This window comes from Rhizorhapis sp. SPR117 (assembly GCF_021742065.1).
The window spans coordinates 40246-59552 of sequence record NZ_JAKKIE010000009.1; the positions used below are offsets into that span (position 1 = coordinate 40246).

Sequence of the window (19307 nt, forward strand, 5' to 3'; positions counted from 1 at the left end):
AGAGGGTTGGGAGAGGGGCCTGTAACCGGCTCTTTCCTGACCCTCCCCCTCTCCCCGGCCCTCTCCCCTGAAGGGGAGAGGGAGAGAAAGGACAATCAAAATGCCAAAAGTTCTCATTTCCGATCAGATGGACCCCAAGGCCGCCGAAATCTTCCGTGCGCGCGGCGTCGAAGTTGATGAAATCACTGGCCTCAGCAAAGACGAGCTGATCAAGATCATCGGACAATATGATGGCCTCGCCATCCGTTCCGCAACGAAGGTTACCGCCGACGTACTGGAAGCCGCGACCAACCTGAAGGTGGTGGGCCGCGCCGGAATAGGGGTCGACAATGTGGATATCCCCGCGGCTTCGGCCAAGGGCGTCGTCGTGATGAACACGCCTTTCGGCAACTCGATCACCACCGCCGAACATGCCATCGCCCTGATGTTCGCGCTCGCCCGTCAGTTGCCGGAAGCCGACACATCGACCCAGGCGGGCAAGTGGGAAAAGAACCGCTTCATGGGGGTCGAACTGACGTCCAAGACGCTGGGCCTGATCGGCGCGGGCAATATTGGCTCGATCGTCGCCGACCGTGCGCTCGGCCTCAAAATGAAGGTCGTTGCCTTCGATCCCTTCCTTACGCCTGAACGCGCCGTTGAAATGGGCGTGGAGAAAGTGTCGCTGGAGGACCTGCTCGCACGCGCCGACTTCATCACGCTGCATACCCCGCTGACCGATCAGACGCGCAATATTCTCAGCCGTGAAAACCTCGCCAAAGCCAAGCCGGGTGTCCGGATCATCAATTGCGCGCGCGGCGGCCTGATTGACGAAACAGCGTTAAAGGAAGGCCTTGATAGCGGCCATATCGGCGGTGCGGCGCTCGACGTGTTTGTCAGCGAACCGGCCAAGGAAAGCCCGCTTTTCGGCACGCCCAATTTCGTCTCTACCCCGCACCTTGGCGCATCCACCAACGAAGCGCAGGTCAATGTCGCCATTCAGGTCGCCGAGCAACTGTCCGACTATCTGCTGTCGGGCGGCGTCACCAATGCGCTCAACATGCCCAGCCTGTCGGCCGAAGAAGCGCCCAAGCTGCGTCCCTATATGGAACTGGCCGAAAAACTGGGTTCGCTCGTCGGTCAGTTGGGCGGTGAAAATATTCAGGGCCTGTCCATCGAAACAGAAGGCCATGCCGCCGAACTGAATCAAAAGCCTATCACTGCTGCGGTTCTTGCCGGGTTGATGCGTATCTATTCCGATACAGTCAACATGGTGAACGCGCCTTATCTGGCCAAGGAGCGCGGCCTTGACGTGCGCGAGGTGCGTCACGATCGCGAAGGTGATTACCAGACGCTGCTGCGCGTCACCGTCACCACCGCCAGCGGTGAACGCTCGGTTGCGGGCACGCTGTTCGGGCACAAGGCGCCCCGTTTGGTTGAACTGTTCGGCATCAAGGTAGAGGCCGACTTGAAAGGCACCATGCTCTATATCGTCAATGAGGATGTTCCCGGCTTCATCGGCCGTGTGGGTTCAACCCTGGGCGAAGCCAGCGTCAACATAGGCACGTTCCACCTAGGCCGCCGCAATATGGGCGGCGAAGCGATCCTCTTGCTTTCCGTCGATCAAGAAGTGCCCGAACCCGTCATGTGGGCGATCTGCAATCTGGAAGGTGTCAAAACCGTCAAGCAGTTGCACTTCGTTTGAATAAAGCCCTCCCCCTCGGGGGGAGGGTTGGGAGAGGGGGACAGCGATGCGTCTTGAACCAACGCTGAAGGAACGTGCAAAACAAATGCGCGCCAACCCGACGCGCCCCGAACTCAACCTTTGGCTCGAACTCCGCGCCAACCGATTCGAAAATCAGCAATTCACGCGTCAAACGATCATCGCCCCATATATTGTCGATTTTGCTTCAAAAGCTGTAAAGCTTATCATTGAGGTTGACGGGGATACACATTCCGACAAGACGCGCTATGACGCGGACCGGACCAAATTTCTTGAGTCACTGGGATATCGGATGATCCGTTTCACTAATCATGAGGTGCTGATGAATATGGAGGGAGTGCTGACCGCGATAGCCGAAGCGTTAAACGCTTCCCCCCTCTCCCCAACCCTCCCCCCGAGGGGGGAGGGAGAAACGCCATGACCAGGATTCCGCCCGGACTGCTCCCAGAGGGGTTGAGCGACCGTCTGCCGCCGCAAGCAGAAGCGTCTGCACGCCTCGTCCGCCATGTCCTCGATACAGTATCGAGCCATGGCTATCAGCGGGTCATGCCGCCACTGGCCGAATTTGAACAGAACCTCGTCGCCCGCCTGCAGTCCGCACGAGCGCAGGATTTGCTGCGCGTTGTCGATCCGGTATCGCAACGCATGCTGGCGCTCCGCCCCGACATGACGGCGCAGGTCGGCCGCATCGCCGCGACACGCCTGGCGTCGGCCGCGCGACCGTTGCGTCTGTGCTATGCCGGGCCAGTCATTAAATTGCGCGCTAATCAGCTTCGCCCGGAACGCGAAAGTATGCAGGTCGGCGCTGAACTGGTCGGTACGGACAACATCGCTGCCGCTGTAGAGATCGTCAGCATCGCGATCGAGGCGCTGGAGATTGCGGGCGTTTCCGACATCACCGTCGATTTTACGCTGCCAGACCTCATCGATACCTTGGCGCGGGAGGAATTCCCGCTGACCAGTGACGAAATACCCGCTGTCCGTACTGCCCTGGATTCAAAGGATGCCGGCGCATTGGCAGCGCTTGGCGCTGGTCCGGCTGCTTATCTGCCGCTTATTGAAGCCACAGGCTCCTTCCATGCCGCAATGAACCGCTTGGAAGCACTCGACGCGAGCGGCGCGCTCAAAAGCCGCATTGCAGGCCTGCGCGCCATTGCGAAACCGATCCATGATGACATCACCCTGACGCTCGACCCAACCGAGCGCCACAGCTTTGAATATCAAACATGGTTTGGCTTTTCGCTCTTTGCCGGGGGGTTTGTCGGCGAAATCGGACGCGGCGGCACCTATATGATCGCGCACCCGGACGGCACATCGGAACCCGCCATCGGCTTTTCGCTCTATCCCGACCCGCTGATCGATGCGGGTCTGGGCGGGAAAGACTGCGCACGACTATTCCTGCCAATGGGTCATGACCCGGCCCGCGCGGCAGAGTTACGCAAGGCGGGCTGGCGCACCATAGCCGCATTGTCGGAAAGCGACGATGCGGTCGCGCTTGGCTGCTCACATAGTTTGAATGGCGATACGCCGATAGAATTGAGGAACTGAACTTGGCCAATGTAACGGTTATCGGCGCGCAATGGGGCGATGAAGGCAAAGGCAAGATTGTCGACTGGCTCGCCGAGCGCGCCGATTGCGTCGTGCGTTTTCAGGGCGGGCACAATGCCGGTCATACGCTTGTCGTTGGCGACAAAACATACAAGCTGGCACTGCTGCCCTCCGGCGTCGTGCGTGGCACATTGTCGATGATCGGCAATGGCGTCGTGTTCGATCCGTGGCATTTCCGTGACGAGGTTACAAAGATTGCCGAACAGGGCATCGAGGTAACACCCGATGTGTTGCAGGTGGCCGAAACAGCGCCGCTTATTCTGCCCATCCATCGCGATCTCGACGCGATGCGTGAAGATGCGAGCGGCGCGGGCAAAATCGGCACCACGCGTCGGGGCATCGGCCCCGCCTATGAAGACAAGGTGGGTCGCCGCGCCATCCGCATTTGCGATCTGGCGCATCTTGACGATCTGGGGCCGCAGCTCGATCGGCTGTGCGCGCATCATGACGCGCTGCGCGCCGGCTTTGGCGAGCCGCCGGTGGATCGTAACGCGTTGATGGCACAACTTCGTGACATTGCGCCCTTCGTCCTGCCCTTTGCCAAGCCCGTCTGGCTGGCGCTCAACGAAGCACGCAGGCGCGGCGACCGTATATTGTTCGAAGGCGCGCAGGGCGTGCTGCTCGACGTCGATCATGGCACCTATCCGTTCGTCACATCGTCCAACACGGTGGCGGGCACGGCATCATCCGGATCGGGGCTTGGTCCACGCGGCGCAGGCTTTGTGCTGGGAATCGTAAAGGCCTATACAACCCGAGTAGGCTCCGGCCCGTTTCCCACCGAACAGGATAATGAAATCGGCGAGTTGCTTGGCACGCGCGGTCATGAATTCGGCGTCAATACCGGACGCAAGCGGCGGTGCGGCTGGTTCGACGCAGTGCTGGTGCGCCAGTCTGCGGCGGTGAGCGGTATCAACGGCATCGCATTGACAAAGGTCGATATCCTGGATGGCATGGACGAAATCAAGATCTGCACCGGCTATCGCCTTGGTGGCAAAATCTATGACTATCTACCGCCCCACCCCCAGGATCAGGCTAACGTAGAGGCCATTTATGAAACGATCGAGGGTTGGAGCGAAACCACTGCAGGCGCGCGCAGTTGGGCCGAACTTCCCGCGCAGGCGATCAAGTATATCCGCCGTATCGAGGAACTGATCCAATGCCCCGTAACGCTTGTGTCCACATCGCCGCAGCGCGACGACACCATTCTGGTGCATGATCCGTTCGCCGATTGAGGCAAATCGAGCTAGTTTCCTGATAACTATGCCCTTTACTCCGCCGCCAGTAGTTCCTCTGCCCCGCCCAGATCGACCGACACCAGTCTGCTCACGCCTTTTTCAATCATGGTGACGCCGAACAGGCGATGCATGCGGCTCATGGTGACGGCGTTGTGGGTGACGATCAGGTAACGGGTGCGGGTGTCCTGCACCATTTTGTCGAGCAGATCGCAGAAGCGTTCGACGTTGGCGTCATCCAATGGCGCATCGACCTCATCCAATACGCAGATCGGGGCTGGATTGGTGAGGAACAGGCCGAAGATCAGGGCAATGGCGGTCAGCGCTTGTTCCCCGCCGGACAGCAGCGTCAGGGTGGACAGTTTCTTGCCCGGCGGCTGGGCCATGATCTCAAGGCCAGCCTCCAGCGGATCGTCGCTGTCGACGAGTTTCAGATGCGCCTGACCGCCATTGAACAGGGCAGTGAAGAGGCGCTGGAAATGGCCGTCCACTGCCTCAAAAGCTGTCAATAACCGGGCGCGGCCTTCCCGGTTCAGGCTGCCTATGGAACCGCGCAGGCGGTGGATGGCCTGGATCAGCTCATCGCTTTCGGCGCGGCTTTTCGTCTGGCTTTCCTCCAGTTCGGCAAGTTCCTGCGCAGCGACGAGATTGACCGGACCGATGCGTTCGCGGTCCTGCGTGAGTTTTTCCAGCGTTTCGGATTCCTGTGCTGCGTCGCGGACATCGGCGCTGTCAAAGCCGAGTTTTTCGGGTAGAACCGGTGCTGGACATTCGAAGCGTTCGCCCGAAATGCGTCCCATTTCGATGCGGCGCTGTTCCTGATTTTCTGCGCGGGCAATCGCTCCTGCACGCGCCTCTCGCGCGGCGGCGAGCGCTTCGCCGGTTTGGGCGTGGCGGGTTTCGGCCTGGCGGAGGATATCCTCGGCGGCGCGTTCGCCGGCCTGACAAGCCTCTGCGGTTTCCAGCAGGGCGTGGCTGCTTTCATCAAGTGCGGCGATGGCACGGGCCACCGCTTCGGGTTTGCCATCAAGGGCTTCACGCTGTTCCGCGATGTCGGTGGCGCGGCGGCTCATGTCCTCCATACGACGGCTGGCCTCGCCTGCACGTGCCCGCCAGCTTTTGATTTCGGACTGAGCGGCGGTCAGGCGGTCCCGGTCCGCGCCCAATGCGCGATCGGTCATGGCCTGTTCGGCCTGAAGCTGGCTGACGGCCAGTCGGGCTTTTTCGCTCGATTGCTGAAGCGTGGTGACAAGGTTGGCGGTTTCGCTGCCGTCGGGCAGGTTGGCGCTGGCGGTCTGGGCGGCTTCGAACTCGTTCTGTGCCGAGCGGTGATCGGTTGTGGCCTCGGCAAGACGTACTTGCAGTTCATCGCGCCGGCCCTTCAACCGGTCGAGCGCCAGCGCGGCTTCATCCGCGGCGCGCAGGGCATCGCGCAACATCTGGTCGGCGCGGTTGAGATCGGCGCGGCCAGAGGCAAGGGATTCATTGGCTGTTCGCGCCAGAGCTTCGGCGGAGGTGAGGCTGGCGGTAGCAGTATCCACCTGCATCGTCGTTGCGGGGCGCACGGCCTCTATGGCATCGAGGCGATTGAGGCGGATGAGGCGCTCTGCCGCCGCCGCGCCGCCTTCGATGGCGATATATCCGTCCCAGCGGCGCAACTGGCCGTCCAAAGTGACCAGGCGTTGACCAACGGCAAGGGCCTGGCCCGTATCGCCTTGCGCCACCAGAATTTGCGAGAGACGGCGGGCAAGTTCGCTCGGCGCAGTGACATGATCGGCCAGCGAGGTGCAATCGGCAGGGATAGCGGGATCGCCATCCTCCCGCGCTGCACCGATCCAGTGGCGCTTACCCTCTGCGCCGATGGCGGCTTCCAGATCATCGCCTAAGGCAGCGGCGAGAGCGCGTTCATAGCCCGGAGCCGCCTTGATCCGGTCAAGCGCGCGGTTGCGGTTGCCGGACGTATCCACGGCCTTGCGGAGGGCCGCAGCCTCGCTGTCGAGGGCCGCGAGCGCAGCCTTGGCAGAAGACAGCGAAGATTCAGCGGCGGTCCGGGAATCTGCAGCAGCGATGCGGTCGCTTTCGGCCTGCGCGATGGCGGCTTCGGCCTGCGTGCGTTCGGCGCGGGCGCGGTCCTGAAGGTCCAGCGCGGCATCGCGCGCTTGTTCCAGCGGCGCGGCTTGCGCAAGGTCGGCGAGTTCCTGCTCAATGCGTTGCCGGTCGCGCGCGGTGCGGTCAAGGCGGGTTTGCGCTGCGTTGAGGGCGGCATGGGCAACGCGCAGTTCGGCTTGCTCACTCGCCTGTTTCGCCATCGCCTTGGCCAGATCGAGTTCGGCGTCACGGGCGGCGCTGTCGGCGCGGGCGATGCGAGCGTCGAAATCCGGACGGATGGATTCGGTTTCCTTGACGCGGGCGGCGATCTGTTCGACCTCTGCGTTCAGTCGCTCAATGGCTTCGGCGGCGTCATGGGCAAGGGAGCCTTCACGAGCCTTGTCTTCGTCCAGCCTGACCGCCTGCGCCTCCAGATCGGTGCGGCGCTGGATCAGGGAAGCCTGCTCGCTGCGCAGAGAGGCAAGTTTGTGACCCGCTTCATTGGCGGCATCGCGCGCTTTTTGGGCTTCGGTGCGCCGGACGGCGAGCTGCTTGACGGCTTCGTTCTGGTAAGCGGCGGCAGCCTGTTGCGCCTCTTGCGCTTGCGTCACAAGCGTTTCGGCCCGTTTTGCTTCGTCGCGGGCAATTTCGGCGGCTTTGGCGGCATCCCGCCACCTGGCGTAGATCAGGCGCGCTTCGGCGATGTGGATCTGTTCGGTCAACCGGGTATAGCGTTCGGCCGCCCTGGCCTGTCGCCGCAAGGCGCCGGCGCGACTTTCCATGTCGGCCAATATGTCATCGAGGCGGGCCAGATTGGTCTCGGTGGCGCGCAGTTTCTGTTCGGCATCCTTGCGGCGGACATGCAGCCCAGCGATCCCGGCGGCTTCCTCCAGCATCATGCGCCGTTCAGCGGGCTTGGCGGAAATGACGGCGGCGATTTTGCCTTGGCTGACGAGCGCCGGGCTGTGCGCGCCGGTGGCGGCATCGGCGAAAATCAGAGCAATGTCCTTGGCCCGCACATCACGGCCGTTGGCGCGATACGCGCTGCCCGCGCCGCGTTCGATGCGGCGCATGACCTCCAACTCGCCCGCTTGCGTCGCGGCAATGGGACCGGTGATTTCATGGACTTCGCGTTCGGCCAATATGGCGACTTCGGCAAAGTCACGTTGCGGACGGGTTGCGGTGCCGGCAAAGATGACATCCTCCATGCCGCCGCCGCGCATGGATTTGGCGCTGGATTCGCCCATGACCCAGCGGATCGCTTCAAGCAGATTGGACTTGCCGCAGCCATTGGGTCCGACAATGCCGGTCAGCCCCGGCTCAATCCGCAGTTCAGCCGGATCGACGAAGCTTTTGAAGCCGGAGAGCTTGAGGCGCTTTATCTGCATGGGGCGGACATCCCCGAGCCAAATGCGGATGGAAAAGCGCGCGGGCCTGCGTTCATGGATGCTGAAACAGGTTCAGCATGACATTTCTTTAAAAAAGCGCCCCCCGGCTGCAATCAGGCCCCCGCTTCGCGCAATTGGGCCTCCAGAAGTGGCCAGGATGCGACATTGTCGACCTTCGTCCCGTTTATGAGGAAGGTCGGCGTTCCTTCAATGTTATAGGTCGTGCTGGCTTTTTGCACCCCATCGGCCAATGCTTCGGCAGTTTTGGTGTCGGCGAGGCACTGTTTGGCCTGATCCTCGCTGATACCGCGCTGCATGACGAATTCGATCAGGCCAACGTTCTGAGCCAGTTTTACAAAGCGCTCTTGCGCCGGGGCTTCCACCGCAGCTTTATAGGTCGCTTCGCCCATTGCCTGTGCTTTTTCGAACAGAGTGGGCTGATAGGCGAAAATCTGCTCGGAAAGCGGGAAGAAAGGCTCCGCGCCGCCGCAACGGGCAAGCAGAGCCCCCGTCATGTCCAGCGGATCGCGCACATAATTGCGCAGTTCATAGCTGACCTTGCCCGTGTTCACATATTTGTCGCGCAACACCGGAAAACCGTTTTCCGAGAAATCGGCGCAATGGCTGCAGGTCAGCGATGCGAATTCGACTATTTTCAGCGGCGCATCGGGATTGCCCATGACAAAGCCGCCTTCGGGTGTCGCTTTGACCATATCGGCCCAGCTCGTTCCGGCAGGCGCGGCAACCGCGGCGACAGGTGCGCCGTTTGTCTTTGCGTCCGATGATGCATTCTTGTCACCGCATGCGACAAGCGACAGCGCCAGTACCAGCGGGGCCAGCATCAGTGGGGAAAGGCCGGTCAGTTTCTGCATGGAAGATATGGCTCCGAAAAATTGTTCTTGTGACTGTGCATCTACTTTAGTTGGCTGCAGGGGGCAATGCGGGTTCCAGTGAGTTCCAGTCATGCGCATCGGCCAGCAGGCGGCCATTGACGGAGAAACTGGGAGTGCCGCTGATCTTCAGTTCTCCCCATGCCTGCTTCGTCATGGCAAGAATCTTGTCACGTGCGCCGGTGTCGCCAAGGCAGATCTTGAGCTGGTTCGGGGTGAAGCCACGCTTTTGCAACAGAGTATAGAGACCGGTGCTTGCGGCGATATCGTCCATCGTATCGTCGATGCTGGCGGACGGCGGCTTGTCCTTGTTAGCGTCGTTATAGGCCACGACCTGCTTCATCCAATTGTCGAAATTGGCCATGAGCGCATCATGGTTGCCGAAGAATTTCGTAGGGCCGCCGCAACGGGCGAGCAAGGCCGCCGTCAGGTCGTACCGGTCGCGCACGGCATTGCGGATTTCGATGTTGAGCGTGCCCTTGCTGACCCAGTTAACATGGAGTGGAGCGGCAGCCTTTTGGGTGAAGGCAGCGCAATGGCTGCAGGTATAGCTGATATATTCAACCAGATTGGTCCCCGCATCGGGCTTGCCCATGATGAAACCACCGATGTTCGACATGCTGTAGCGCTTTGCCCAATCGACTTTTTGCGCCGACACGGCAGGGGCCATTATCAGCGAGAGCGCAGCGCCAGCCAGGATTGATATTCTGGAAAAGCCGATCATTGGAGAGGTCCGTTATTGGTCAACAAATATGGAGCTGGCGGGACTAGCGTTCGCCAATTTTGGGCGGTCCGCTGGAATTGGCAAGTCCCTGTGCAAGCGATTCCAGCACTGCGCGCAATTCGGGATCGCCGATGTCGCGCAGGCTGTCGCCCAATTCGACAGGAATGGGCCGGAGCATCCTGGGCGGCGGGCGGCGTTCGATGTCCCCTCCCTGCGGTTCGACTGTTCCCTGCCGCATCGCCACCTTGGCGACGGCATTATAGCCGAAGAAGCGATTCACCCGTTCGACAATCTCCGGCAGTACATGTTGCATCATAGGGGCAAAGCCGCTTGCCACGATCAAGCTCAATGTGCCGCCCGCTTTTTGACCGACGGGAAAGCGAATCGATTCAGGTGCGGACACTTCAGCATATTTGCTACCGACAATTTCGTCCCAGCGGGTGACGATGCTGCTTTGAACAAAGCCGAAGCGCCGGAAAGCCGCGCGCCCGATATTGGGGACGATGTCAGCAATATTGCGCGCAGGCCCGCCGCGCGGCCTTTGATCCGCAGGGGATTTTTTGTCGGGGCGTTTCGTCATCGTCGGCATCATGGCATAGCGGGGTATGCCCGTCGATGACCAAATCAGCATGAAACAGACAAGCGGAATATCCGTCAGACTGCTTGCCCATTATGATAGTCATGCACGGACATTGCCGTGGCGTTCGGCACCGGGCGCCAATGCGGCTGATCCATATCGCGTCTGGTTGTCCGAAATCATGTTGCAGCAGACGACGGTGGCGGCGGTAAAGCCCTATTTCGAAAAATTTACGGTGCGATGGCCCGATGTGATGGCGCTCGCCGATGCGGACGAAGCCGAGTTGATGGCGGCATGGGCAGGGCTTGGCTATTATGCACGAGCACGTAATCTGCTCGCCTGCGCCCGGATCGTGGCGAAGGAACATGGCGGGGATTTTCCTGCGAACGAGGCGGCGCTGCGGGTGCTGCCGGGTATTGGCGCTTATACCGCCGCCGCCATCGCTGCCATCGCCTTTGGAAAGAGGGCCGTCGTGGTCGATGCCAATGTCGAACGAGTCGTAGCGCGGCTGTTTGCGATTGGCACGCCGCTGCCCCAGGCGCGGACAGAGATTCGCACGGCGACTGACAGGATCACGCCCGATATGCGCGCCGGGGATTTTGCGCAGGCGATGATGGATCTGGGCGCAACGGTGTGCACGGTCCGCAATCCTCTGTGCGCGCTCTGCCCCCTGAACGCGGACTGCGCGGCCTATGCGGCAGGCGATCCCACGGGCTTTCCGGTCAAACCGGCAAGGAAGGCACGGCCTGAACGGCACGGCTATGTCTGGTGGATGCAGAATGACGGCCATGTCTGGCTCATCCGCCGCCCGGGCAAGGGATTGCTGGGGGGGATGCGGGCGCTGCCGACCTCTGCCTGGGACAAGGAACCGGACTATGCGCCCCCCATTGCAGGGCAGTGGAACCGGGTAGCGGCGCCGATCGTGCACGTCTTTACTCATTTTGCCCTGAACCTTCAGGTTGAGTGGCTGCATATCGAAAGAGATTGCATGACTGGCCAAGCGGGGGAATGGTGGCCGATAGACGCAATGAACGATGCGGGATTGCCGACATTGTTTGCCAAGGCCGCATGGGCCGTGATGGAGGAGATTGCCTGATGCAGCTTATGTCCGGGAACGCAGGTTTTACAGGGGGCGTTCTCGACCGGGCGGATCAAGTGCGCACCAATCCTGCGCTTCTGGCAGAAGCATTCGCCGATTCGCGCGCACGGTTGCTGGTACTCGATGGCCTTGATCCAGTATTAGGTGAGGATGGCGATCTGGCTTGGGCCAGTCTTTCCCCCGGCCGTGTGCCGGACGATTTCATCCTGCTTGGAATGGATGAGGCAGGGCCGGTCTTTGCGGAGATCAGCCCGAATATCCCCCATGCCGGAACCTTTGCGCCGCGCGTGTGGGAACTTGCGCAGCTGCTCAAGTCTGAGGCCTTGGCATTATATGGTTGTGCCCGCAGCGTGATCGATTGGCACAAGCGCCACGGCTTTTGCGCCAACTGCGGAATGCCGACCGAAGTTGTCAAAGCCGGTTGGTCGCGAAGATGTGTCGGATGCGAGGCGGAACATTTTCCGCGTGTCGATCCGGTCACTATCATGCTGGCCGAACATGATGGCCGGATATTGGTGGGGCGGCAGGCACGCTTTCCCGCCGGACGCTATTCGGCGCTGGCGGGTTTCGTTGAACCGGGTGAGACGATCGAGGAAGCAGTTGCGCGTGAACTGTGGGAGGAAGCAGGCATTCGCGTGCATAGTGTGCGCTATATCACCAGTCAGCCCTGGCCTTTTCCGTCATCGTTGATGATTGCATGTATCGGGCACACCGACGATCCGACGCTGACCCTCGATACGACCGAGATCGAGGATGCGAAATGGGTTGATGCCGCTGGGGTCCGTGCGGCTCTTGCGGGCGAAACCGATGCGCCTTTCATGGCGCCGCCCCCGATGGCTGTGGCGCATACGCTGTTGCGGCATTGGATTGATGGGCGAGAACAGGCCTGACTTTAGGCCGCCGCGCGTATCAATCGGTCATTGATGGCCATACCCAAGCCGTCCGCCGGGATCGGGGCGATGGCGATGGCGACGGCGGGGCTGGCGTCGGCACGGTGCAGGGCGTCAAACAGGCGTGATGCCGCTTGCGTCAGGTCACCACTCTCGCTCAGATTGAAATCGCATGCCATCGTGCCAAGGCCGATCATAAATTCACCCGAGCGCGCCGATGCGGCATTGAGGCGCAGTGGCTTGGCCGGGGCATAATGGCTTGATAGCTGTCCGGGGGCTTCGACTTTGCCATTATCTGTCCGCGTGACGCGAAGGCCTGTCGATTGTTCCAACATGTCCACCGTCACTGGACCCGGGCGAAGTAACCTTATGGAGCTGTCTTCCGGCACGATAATTGTAGATTCCAGCCCCTGTTCCGTGGGGCCGGCATCAAGGATCATTGGGATTCGTCCATTCAGGCTGGCCGCCACATGCTTTGCTCTTGTCGGGCTGATCGAACCGCTGGCATTGGCCGATGGTGCGGCAAGGGGGCGGCCGCTTTCCCGGATCAGGCCCTGCATCGCGGGGTGTGCGGGACAACGCAGCGCGATGGTGGAAAGGCCCGCCGTCACCAGAGAAGCAATGTCGCTATCGTTACGCAGCGGCAGGACAAGCGTCAGCGGTCCGGGCCAGAAACGAGCGGCAAGCTGCTCTGCAAGCGGTGAAAAATGTGCTATGCTTCGTGCCATATCCATGTCAGCAACGTGCACAATTAGCGGGTTGAAGCTTGGTCGACCCTTGGCGGCATAAATGCGCGCCACCGCGTCGGGATTCGTGGCGTCGGCGGCAAGGCCGTAAACGGTTTCCGTGGTTATGGCGACCGTCTGGCCCATCCGGATCAGGTCTGCCGCATCGCGCAACGCGGCCATGCCGTAGCGGCACATTTGCGTTGAAAAGGGCGGGTTTGAGCTGGTCACAACTGGGCGCTATAGCGGGCGCGAATCGGGCGTCCAAGCGCTAAAAGCAATGAGGGCACTCTGGCAATGGAATACAAGTCTCCGACTGTCGAACAGCGTTTCGTGCTGGATCACGTTACCCGCCTTGCTGAATTGGCCGAACATGATGCCTTCGCGGCGGCGTCACCCGACATGGTAGACGCTATTATCGAGGGAGCGGGCCAGTTTGCGGAGGACGAATATGCGCCGCTCAATCGGATTGGCGACATGGAGGGCGCGAAATGGAATGACGGCAAGGTCACCTTGCCCGAAGGATTTCGTTCGGCTTACCAGTCCTTCGTCCATAATGGCTGGGGCACGATCAATGGGCCAGAGGCCTTTGGCGGACAAGGCCTGCCCTTTTCACTGTTCAGCGTCGTGATGGAAGATCTGGGCAGCGCCAATTTGGGATTCTCGCTGGTCAACATGCTGACCCCCGCTGCGATCGAGGCGTTGATGGCGCATGGAACGGCGGAGCAACAGAGCAAATGGCTGCCCAAGCTGATCACTGGCGAATGGACGGGTACAATGAACCTGACCGAACCGCAGGCAGGTTCCGACGTCGGCGCATTGAGCACCATGGCGACTCCCGTGGATGATGGCACGTACCGGATCAAGGGGCAAAAAATCTTCATCACCTTTGGCGAACATGATCTGACGGACAATATCGTCCACCTGATCCTTGCCCGCACGCCCGGCGCACCGGCGGGAACGAAGGGCATTTCGCTGTTCATCGTTCCCAAATACCGTGTCGATGACGCGGGAAATATCGGGGCGCTGAACGATGTTCATTGTGCGTCGATCGAACACAAGCTGGGCATTCACGCCTCGCCCACCTGCGTCATGTCCTATGGCGACCATGACGATTGTATCGGCGAGCTGATCGGCGACGAGTTCGGCGGCATGAAGGCGATGTTCACGATGATGAATCAGGCGCGCCTCAATGTCGGCAGCCAGGGCGTGCAAATCGCCGAACGCGCGACGCAGCAGGCGATCGCTTATGCTGCCGAACGCATTCAGTCGGCCCGCGCCGATGGTTCCTCGCCCGACCCCGTTGCGATCATCGAGCATCCTGACGTGCGACGGATGTTGATCCGCATGAAGGCGCTGACGCAGGCGGCCCGCGCGCTGATCTATTATGCGGCGGGCCAGGTGGACCGGAGGCATCTGGGCATCGAAGGCGCAAAAAAGCGTCTCGACATACTGACCCCGCTGGCCAAGGCTTATGCCACCGACATGGGTTGCGAAGTCGCTTCCCTGGGTGTGCAGGTGCATGGCGGCATGGGTTTCATCGAGGAAACTGGCGCAGCGCAATATTATCGCGATGCCCGCATTACGCCCATTTATGAAGGCACCAACGGCATTCAGGCCGCTGACCTGGTGGGCCGAAAGCTGACCGGCGATGGCGGCGAGGGGTTGAAGAGCCTTCTATCGGATATTCGCATCGAATGCGGTGGCGAGGCGGCGTTGATGACATTGGCCGACGCAGTGGAGCGAACAGCCGATTGGATGCTGGGTGCGTCCGTCAATGACCGGATGGCGGGCAGCTATCCCTTTCTCACCATGGTTTCGGTCGCGACCTGCGGCTGGTTGATGGCGCGACAGGGTCGGGCAGCGTCGGAAAGGCTGCGGCAGGGCGACGGCGACCCGGCTTTCCTGAAATCGAAGGAAGTAATGGTGCGCTACTATCTCGACCATGTGGTGCCAGAGGCGCTGGGCCTCAAGGCGCAAGCAATGGCAGGCGCGGAGTTGTTGTATGAGTTGGCTGCGGAGGAGTTGGCGATTTAATTTTGGCCTGTATGGGCGCGACGATGGTGTGGCATCTCTTATGTCCTCTGCTAAAGCGACGTCATGACCGACAAACTGATCGCCCGTATAGCCGACGCTTTGGACCGACTCGCCCCCGCGCCATTGCCATCTGCGGACCTTGCCGCTTCGCCTGCCTATATCTGGGACGGCGCCGTGATCCAGTCCGTAGCGGCTTTTGCGCCTATTCCTTATGATCTGCTGACCGGCATCGATGCGCAGAAATCGCAGCTTCTGGAAAATACCCGTCGCCTCGCCGCTGGCCATGCTGCGCATGATGTGCTGCTTTGGGGCGCGCGGGGGACCGGGAAGTCGGCCAGCGTTTCCTCGGTCATCGGCCAGCTGCAGGAAGAAGGCCTGGACATTGCGCTGATTCAGTTTGCCACTGATCGTTTGAAGACATTACCGGACCTTTTCACTCTGCTGCGCGGTACGGCGCGGGCATTTGTGCTGTTCATCGACGATCTGGGCTTTGACGATGTCGGCGGCGATGCGCGGGCGTTCCGGTCGCTGTTGCAGGGGTCGGCGACAGCGCGACTGGACAATGTGCGGTTGTATGTCACATCCAACCGCCGCCATATCGTGCCGCGGAACATGGGGGAGCAGGACGATCCCATCAACAAGCGCGATGTCGTGGACGACAAGTTGGCGCTGTCCGACCGTTTTGGGCTCAGCCTTGGCTTTCATAATATCGATCAGGATGCCTATGTGGCCATCGTTGCGGGCTATGCCGGGCATTATGGGCTGGATTTCGATCCGCAAGAGGCTGTGCAGTGGTCCACCGTGCGCGGCAGCCGGTCGGGTCGCGTGGCGTGGCAATATGTCGTGGAACTGGCAGGGCGAAAGGGTATCAGAATCTAGCGGTCCCCATGTTGCCCTTTTCCCTGGCGCCAAGTAAAGCGCCTGACATCATGACCAAGCCGCTGATCATTGCCATCCCCAAGGGACGTATCCTGGATGAAGCCCTGCCGCTGCTCGCCAAGGTGGGTATCGCGCCAGAAGCGGATTTCCATGACAAGAACAGCCGCGCACTCAAATTCGCGACCAATCATGAAAATATTTCGATCATCCGGGTGCGGGCATTCGACGTCGCGACCTTCGTTGCGCATGGCGCGGCACAGATCGGTATTGTCGGGTCCGATGTGGTTGAGGAATTCAACTATTCGGAATTATATGCGCCGGTCGATCTGAACATCGGCCATTGCCGTCTGTCGGTTGCCGAGCCTGTAGGCCTTGCCGCCGAAGACCAGAGCGCGATGAGCCATGTCCGCGTTGCAACGAAATACCCCGGCCTTACCCGCCGCCATTTCGAACGGCAGGGCATTCAGGCCGAATGCGTAAAGCTGAACGGTGCGATGGAGCTTGCGCCATCGCTTGGGCTGTCGCGGCGGATCGTGGACCTTGTGTCATCCGGCGCGACATTGAAGGCGAATGGCTTGGTGGAAACCAGCATTATCATGCAGATATCCGCACGTCTGATCGTCAACCGTGCCGCCTTCAAGATGCGTTCGGGCGAGATAATGCCGCTGGTCGAGGCCTTTCGTAAAGCGGTGGAGACACGGGATGCCCCTTAGGCTTTCTATCCGTGAGGCCGGTTTCGATGCGGCATTCACAGCGCTGGTGAATGCGCGGCGTGAGGCCGACGAGGATGTTTCGCGGGACGTCACCGCAATATTGCGCGCAGTGCGGGAGCGCGGCGATGCGGCGCTGGCCGATTACACGCAGCGTTTCGACGGTCATGACTTAAATGCCAGCGGTTGGAACATTGCGACGGCTGATCGCAAGGCCGCCCTCAATGGGCTTTCGACGCCACTGCGTGATGCGCTGGAACTCGCCGCAACGCGGATCGCGGCCTATCATGAAAGGCAGAAGCCGCAGGATAGTGACAGCGTGGATGCAGCAGGCGTGCGGCTTGGCGCGCGCTGGCGTGCGGTTGATGCGGCCGGGCTTTATGTGCCGGGCGGTCGGGCGGCCTACCCCAGTTCGGTCCTGATGAATGCCATTCCGGCCAAGGTTGCGGGCGTCGAGCGGATCGCCATTGTGACGCCCACACCCAATGGCGATATCAACCCGCTGGTTCTTGCCGCTGCCGAAATTGCAGGAGTTGAAGAAATCTGGCGTGTGGGCGGAGCGCAGGCGGTGGCCGCACTTGCCTATGGCACTGACAAGATCAAGCCGGTCGATGTCGTCACCGGTCCCGGCAATGCCTGGGTGGCAGAGGCAAAGAGGCAGCTTTACGGGGTGGTCGGCATCGACATGGTGGCTGGCCCTTCTGAAATCGTCGTGGTGGCGGATGGCAAGAACGATGCGGAATGGATTGCGGCGGATTTGCTGAGCCAATCCGAACATGACCCCACCAGCCAGTCGATCCTGTTTACCGATGATGCGGCCTTTGCCGATGCAGTCGCGGCGGCGGTCGAGCGGCAGATACCTGCGCTGTCCACCCATGCGGTTGCGCGCGCGAGCTGGGACGCCAATGGCGCGATTATATTGGTCGATACATTGGAAGAGGCTCTGCCACTGGTGGATCGCCTCGCGCCCGAGCATCTGGAACTGGCGGTCGATGATCCGCAGGCGCTATTCAAATGCGTGCGTCACGCAGGCTCCGTCTTCATGGGCCGGATGACGCCTGAAGCGGTGGGTGATTATGTGGCGGGACCAAACCATGTGTTGCCCACCGGCCGCCGTGCACGTTTTTCATCAGGGCTGTCGGTACTCGACTTCATGAAACGCACCAGCTTCCTTGCGCTTGACCAGCGGGCGATAGAGGCCATTGGTCCTGCCGCCGTTGCGCTGGCGGAGGCGGAGGGATTGCCTGCCCATGCTGCTTCGGTGCGGTTGCGGCTTTAAGGAATTTATGACCGATCGATCCAAATCCCGCTCTGCCGCCCGCCTCGCTGCGGTTCAGGCGCTGTATCAGAAGGATATGGAAGGCACGCCGCTGCCTATGTTGCTGCGCGAATTCCACGAATATCGCCTGGGCCAGACCATTGAAGATGTGACCTATACCGAGGCGGAGCGCGATTTTTTCGACGACTTGGTGGCCGGAGTGGACAAGCGCCGGTCGGAAATAGACACGCTGATCGAGGGCAAGCTGGCGCAGGGTTGGTCGCTGGCGCGGCTCGACAAGCCCATGCACCAGATCTTGCGCGCGGGTGCCTATGAATTGATGGCGCGACCCGATGTGCCGACGGCTACCGTGATAACCGAATATGTTGATGTGGCTCACGCCTTTTACGACAAGCGCGAAAGCGGGTTCGTCAACGGCCTGCTGGATGCGATTTCGAAGGATGTGCGGGGCTGATATTCCGCCTCCTCCAGGGTGCTAAGGACTTTGTCAGTAATGACTATGACCGGTGAATCCGCTTTTATCGAACGACTGCGCACCCTTGCCGCCAGTGACGCCGCGCGGGGGTTGATGGACGATGTGGCGGTGCTCGATGTCGGCGGCAGACAGCTTGTCATTACCAGTGACACTATCGTTGCGGGCGTGCATTTCCTGAAAAATGATCCACCCGAAGACGTCGGCTGGAAGCTGGCGGCAGTGAACCTGTCCGATCTCGCCGCAAAGGGTGCGCAGCCGATCGCGTGCCTGATGAATTATGCGTTGACCGGCGATGATAGCTGGGACGCGGCGTTCCTGACCGGCCTTAAAGATGCGCTCGACACATATGCCATGCCGTTGATCGGCGGGGATACGGTGGCATTGCCGAAAGGTGCGCCGGGGGTTTTTACATTGACTGCAATTGGCGAGGCGGGATCGGCAGTCCCGGCACGTTCCGGGGCACTGGCTGGGGACACGCTCTATGTCACAGGGACGATTGGCGCGGCGGGTCTGGGGCTGGATTTGGCGCGCCGGGGGATAACGGAGCCACTGGACCCGATCCGCGCCTATCGCCGTCCGCAGCCATTGTTAGCGCAAGGGCGGGAGCTTGCGCCTTTGGTGCATGCCATGATGGACGTATCGGACGGCTTGCTGATAGATTCCGCACGGATGGCGGCAGCGAGTAATATGGCGGTGGAAATCGCACTGGACCGGATGCCAGTATCGCGTGACGTCTTGGCAGGGCGCGGCGACAGCGTGGATTTGCGCATGGCAGCGGGCACGGCAGGCGATGACTATCAACTGCTCTTTGCCGCGCCATCCGATACGATTTTGCCAATAGCTGCAACCGCAGTTGGCCGGTTTGACATAGGACACGGATTGTCCCTGTCGTACATGGGTCGATCCGTCCCGGTGCCCGCGCGGCTGGGGTATGAACATGGATGACGATTGTAATATTTGCATATCTGTTTGAACCGGCTTGACCTTCCTTTCCTGACCTATACCTT

Annotated in this window: 17 protein-coding genes; 12 read left to right on the top strand and 5 right to left on the bottom strand. The window is 60.7% G+C overall.

Going from position 1 to position 19307, the window contains the following annotated elements:
- The first annotated feature begins 100 nt into the window (after positions 1 to 100).
- From serA to L3X40_RS05515, 4 genes are read left to right on the top strand one after another with little or no spacing between them, the layout of a single operon-like run.
- Positions 101 to 1681 (top strand): phosphoglycerate dehydrogenase, encoded by a 1581-nt coding sequence (gene serA / locus L3X40_RS05500; RefSeq protein ID WP_237364761.1) that lies wholly within the window; start codon positions 101 to 103, stop codon positions 1679 to 1681.
- A 46-nt stretch (positions 1682 to 1727) separates the two neighbouring features.
- Positions 1728 to 2120, top strand: a complete 393-nt coding sequence (locus tag L3X40_RS05505) for an endonuclease domain-containing protein (RefSeq protein WP_237364762.1) — start codon at positions 1728 to 1730, stop codon at positions 2118 to 2120.
- The gene (locus tag L3X40_RS05510; protein ID WP_237364763.1) at positions 2117 to 3247 is read left to right on the top strand and encodes an ATP phosphoribosyltransferase regulatory subunit; all 1131 of its coding nucleotides are present in this window, start codon (positions 2117 to 2119) and stop codon (positions 3245 to 3247) included. Before L3X40_RS05505 ends, L3X40_RS05510 begins: the two co-directional genes overlap by 4 nt.
- 2 nt (positions 3248 to 3249) lie before the next feature.
- On the top strand, positions 3250 to 4539 hold the full coding sequence (locus L3X40_RS05515) for an adenylosuccinate synthase (RefSeq protein WP_237364764.1): 1290 nt from the start codon (positions 3250 to 3252) through the stop codon (positions 4537 to 4539).
- A 35-nt stretch (positions 4540 to 4574) separates the two neighbouring features.
- Here the strand turns inward: L3X40_RS05515 and smc are convergent, their stop codons facing one another.
- The 4 genes from smc to L3X40_RS05535 all read right to left on the bottom strand — a co-directional run bounded on the left by smc (position 4575) and on the right by L3X40_RS05535 (position 10221).
- On the bottom strand, positions 4575 to 8015 hold the full coding sequence (gene smc, locus L3X40_RS05520; RefSeq protein ID WP_237364765.1) for a chromosome segregation protein SMC: 3441 nt from the start codon (positions 8013 to 8015) through the stop codon (positions 4575 to 4577).
- Between the two features lie 113 nt (positions 8016 to 8128).
- Entirely contained in the window at positions 8129 to 8887 is a 759-nt protein-coding gene (locus tag L3X40_RS05525) for a thioredoxin domain-containing protein (protein WP_237364766.1), read from the bottom strand.
- A gap of 46 nt (positions 8888 to 8933) precedes the next feature.
- Positions 8934 to 9629: a DsbA family protein gene (locus L3X40_RS05530; RefSeq protein WP_237364767.1), complete on the bottom strand. Its 696-nt coding sequence runs from the start codon at positions 9627 to 9629 to the stop codon at positions 8934 to 8936.
- 43 nt (positions 9630 to 9672) lie between these two features.
- On the bottom strand, positions 9673 to 10221 hold the full coding sequence (locus tag L3X40_RS05535) for a DUF721 domain-containing protein (protein ID WP_445177157.1): 549 nt from the start codon (positions 10219 to 10221) through the stop codon (positions 9673 to 9675).
- A gap of 37 nt (positions 10222 to 10258) precedes the next feature.
- Here L3X40_RS05535 and mutY point away from each other — a divergent pair, with 37 nt between their 5' ends.
- Both mutY and nudC read left to right on the top strand, forming a co-directional pair.
- A complete protein-coding gene (gene mutY / locus L3X40_RS05540) occupies positions 10259 to 11302 on the top strand; it encodes an A/G-specific adenine glycosylase (RefSeq protein ID WP_237364769.1) in 1044 nt (347 codons plus the stop codon).
- Positions 11302 to 12195: an NAD(+) diphosphatase gene (gene nudC / locus L3X40_RS05545; RefSeq protein ID WP_237364770.1), complete on the top strand. Its 894-nt coding sequence runs from the start codon at positions 11302 to 11304 to the stop codon at positions 12193 to 12195. Before mutY ends, nudC begins: the two co-directional genes overlap by 1 nt.
- A gap of 2 nt (positions 12196 to 12197) precedes the next feature.
- Here the strand turns inward: nudC and L3X40_RS05550 are convergent, their stop codons facing one another.
- On the bottom strand, positions 12198 to 13151 hold the full coding sequence (locus L3X40_RS05550; RefSeq protein WP_237364771.1) for an L-threonylcarbamoyladenylate synthase: 954 nt from the start codon (positions 13149 to 13151) through the stop codon (positions 12198 to 12200).
- A gap of 66 nt (positions 13152 to 13217) precedes the next feature.
- On the opposite strand from L3X40_RS05550, the gene L3X40_RS05555 reads away from it, so the two are divergent.
- The 6 genes from L3X40_RS05555 to thiL all read left to right on the top strand — a co-directional run bounded on the left by L3X40_RS05555 (position 13218) and on the right by thiL (position 19245).
- Positions 13218 to 14957 carry an acyl-CoA dehydrogenase gene (locus L3X40_RS05555; protein ID WP_237364772.1) on the top strand — a complete coding sequence of 580 codons (1740 nt, stop codon included), beginning with the start codon at positions 13218 to 13220 and terminating at the stop codon, positions 14955 to 14957.
- Positions 14958 to 15020: 63 nt separating this feature from the next.
- Positions 15021 to 15836 (top strand): ATP-binding protein, encoded by an 816-nt coding sequence (locus L3X40_RS05560; RefSeq protein ID WP_237364773.1) that lies wholly within the window; start codon positions 15021 to 15023, stop codon positions 15834 to 15836.
- A gap of 50 nt (positions 15837 to 15886) precedes the next feature.
- Positions 15887 to 16549: an ATP phosphoribosyltransferase gene (gene hisG / locus L3X40_RS05565; RefSeq protein ID WP_237364774.1), complete on the top strand. Its 663-nt coding sequence runs from the start codon at positions 15887 to 15889 to the stop codon at positions 16547 to 16549.
- On the top strand, positions 16539 to 17825 hold the full coding sequence (hisD, locus tag L3X40_RS05570) for a histidinol dehydrogenase (protein WP_237364775.1): 1287 nt from the start codon (positions 16539 to 16541) through the stop codon (positions 17823 to 17825). Before hisG ends, hisD begins: the two co-directional genes overlap by 11 nt.
- Before the next feature lie 7 nt (positions 17826 to 17832).
- Positions 17833 to 18279, top strand: a complete 447-nt coding sequence (nusB, locus tag L3X40_RS05575) for a transcription antitermination factor NusB (protein ID WP_237364776.1) — start codon at positions 17833 to 17835, stop codon at positions 18277 to 18279.
- 45 nt (positions 18280 to 18324) lie between these two features.
- The gene (gene thiL, locus L3X40_RS05580) at positions 18325 to 19245 is read left to right on the top strand and encodes a thiamine-phosphate kinase (RefSeq protein ID WP_237364814.1); all 921 of its coding nucleotides are present in this window, start codon (positions 18325 to 18327) and stop codon (positions 19243 to 19245) included.
- Positions 19246 to 19307: the final 62 nt, after the last annotated feature.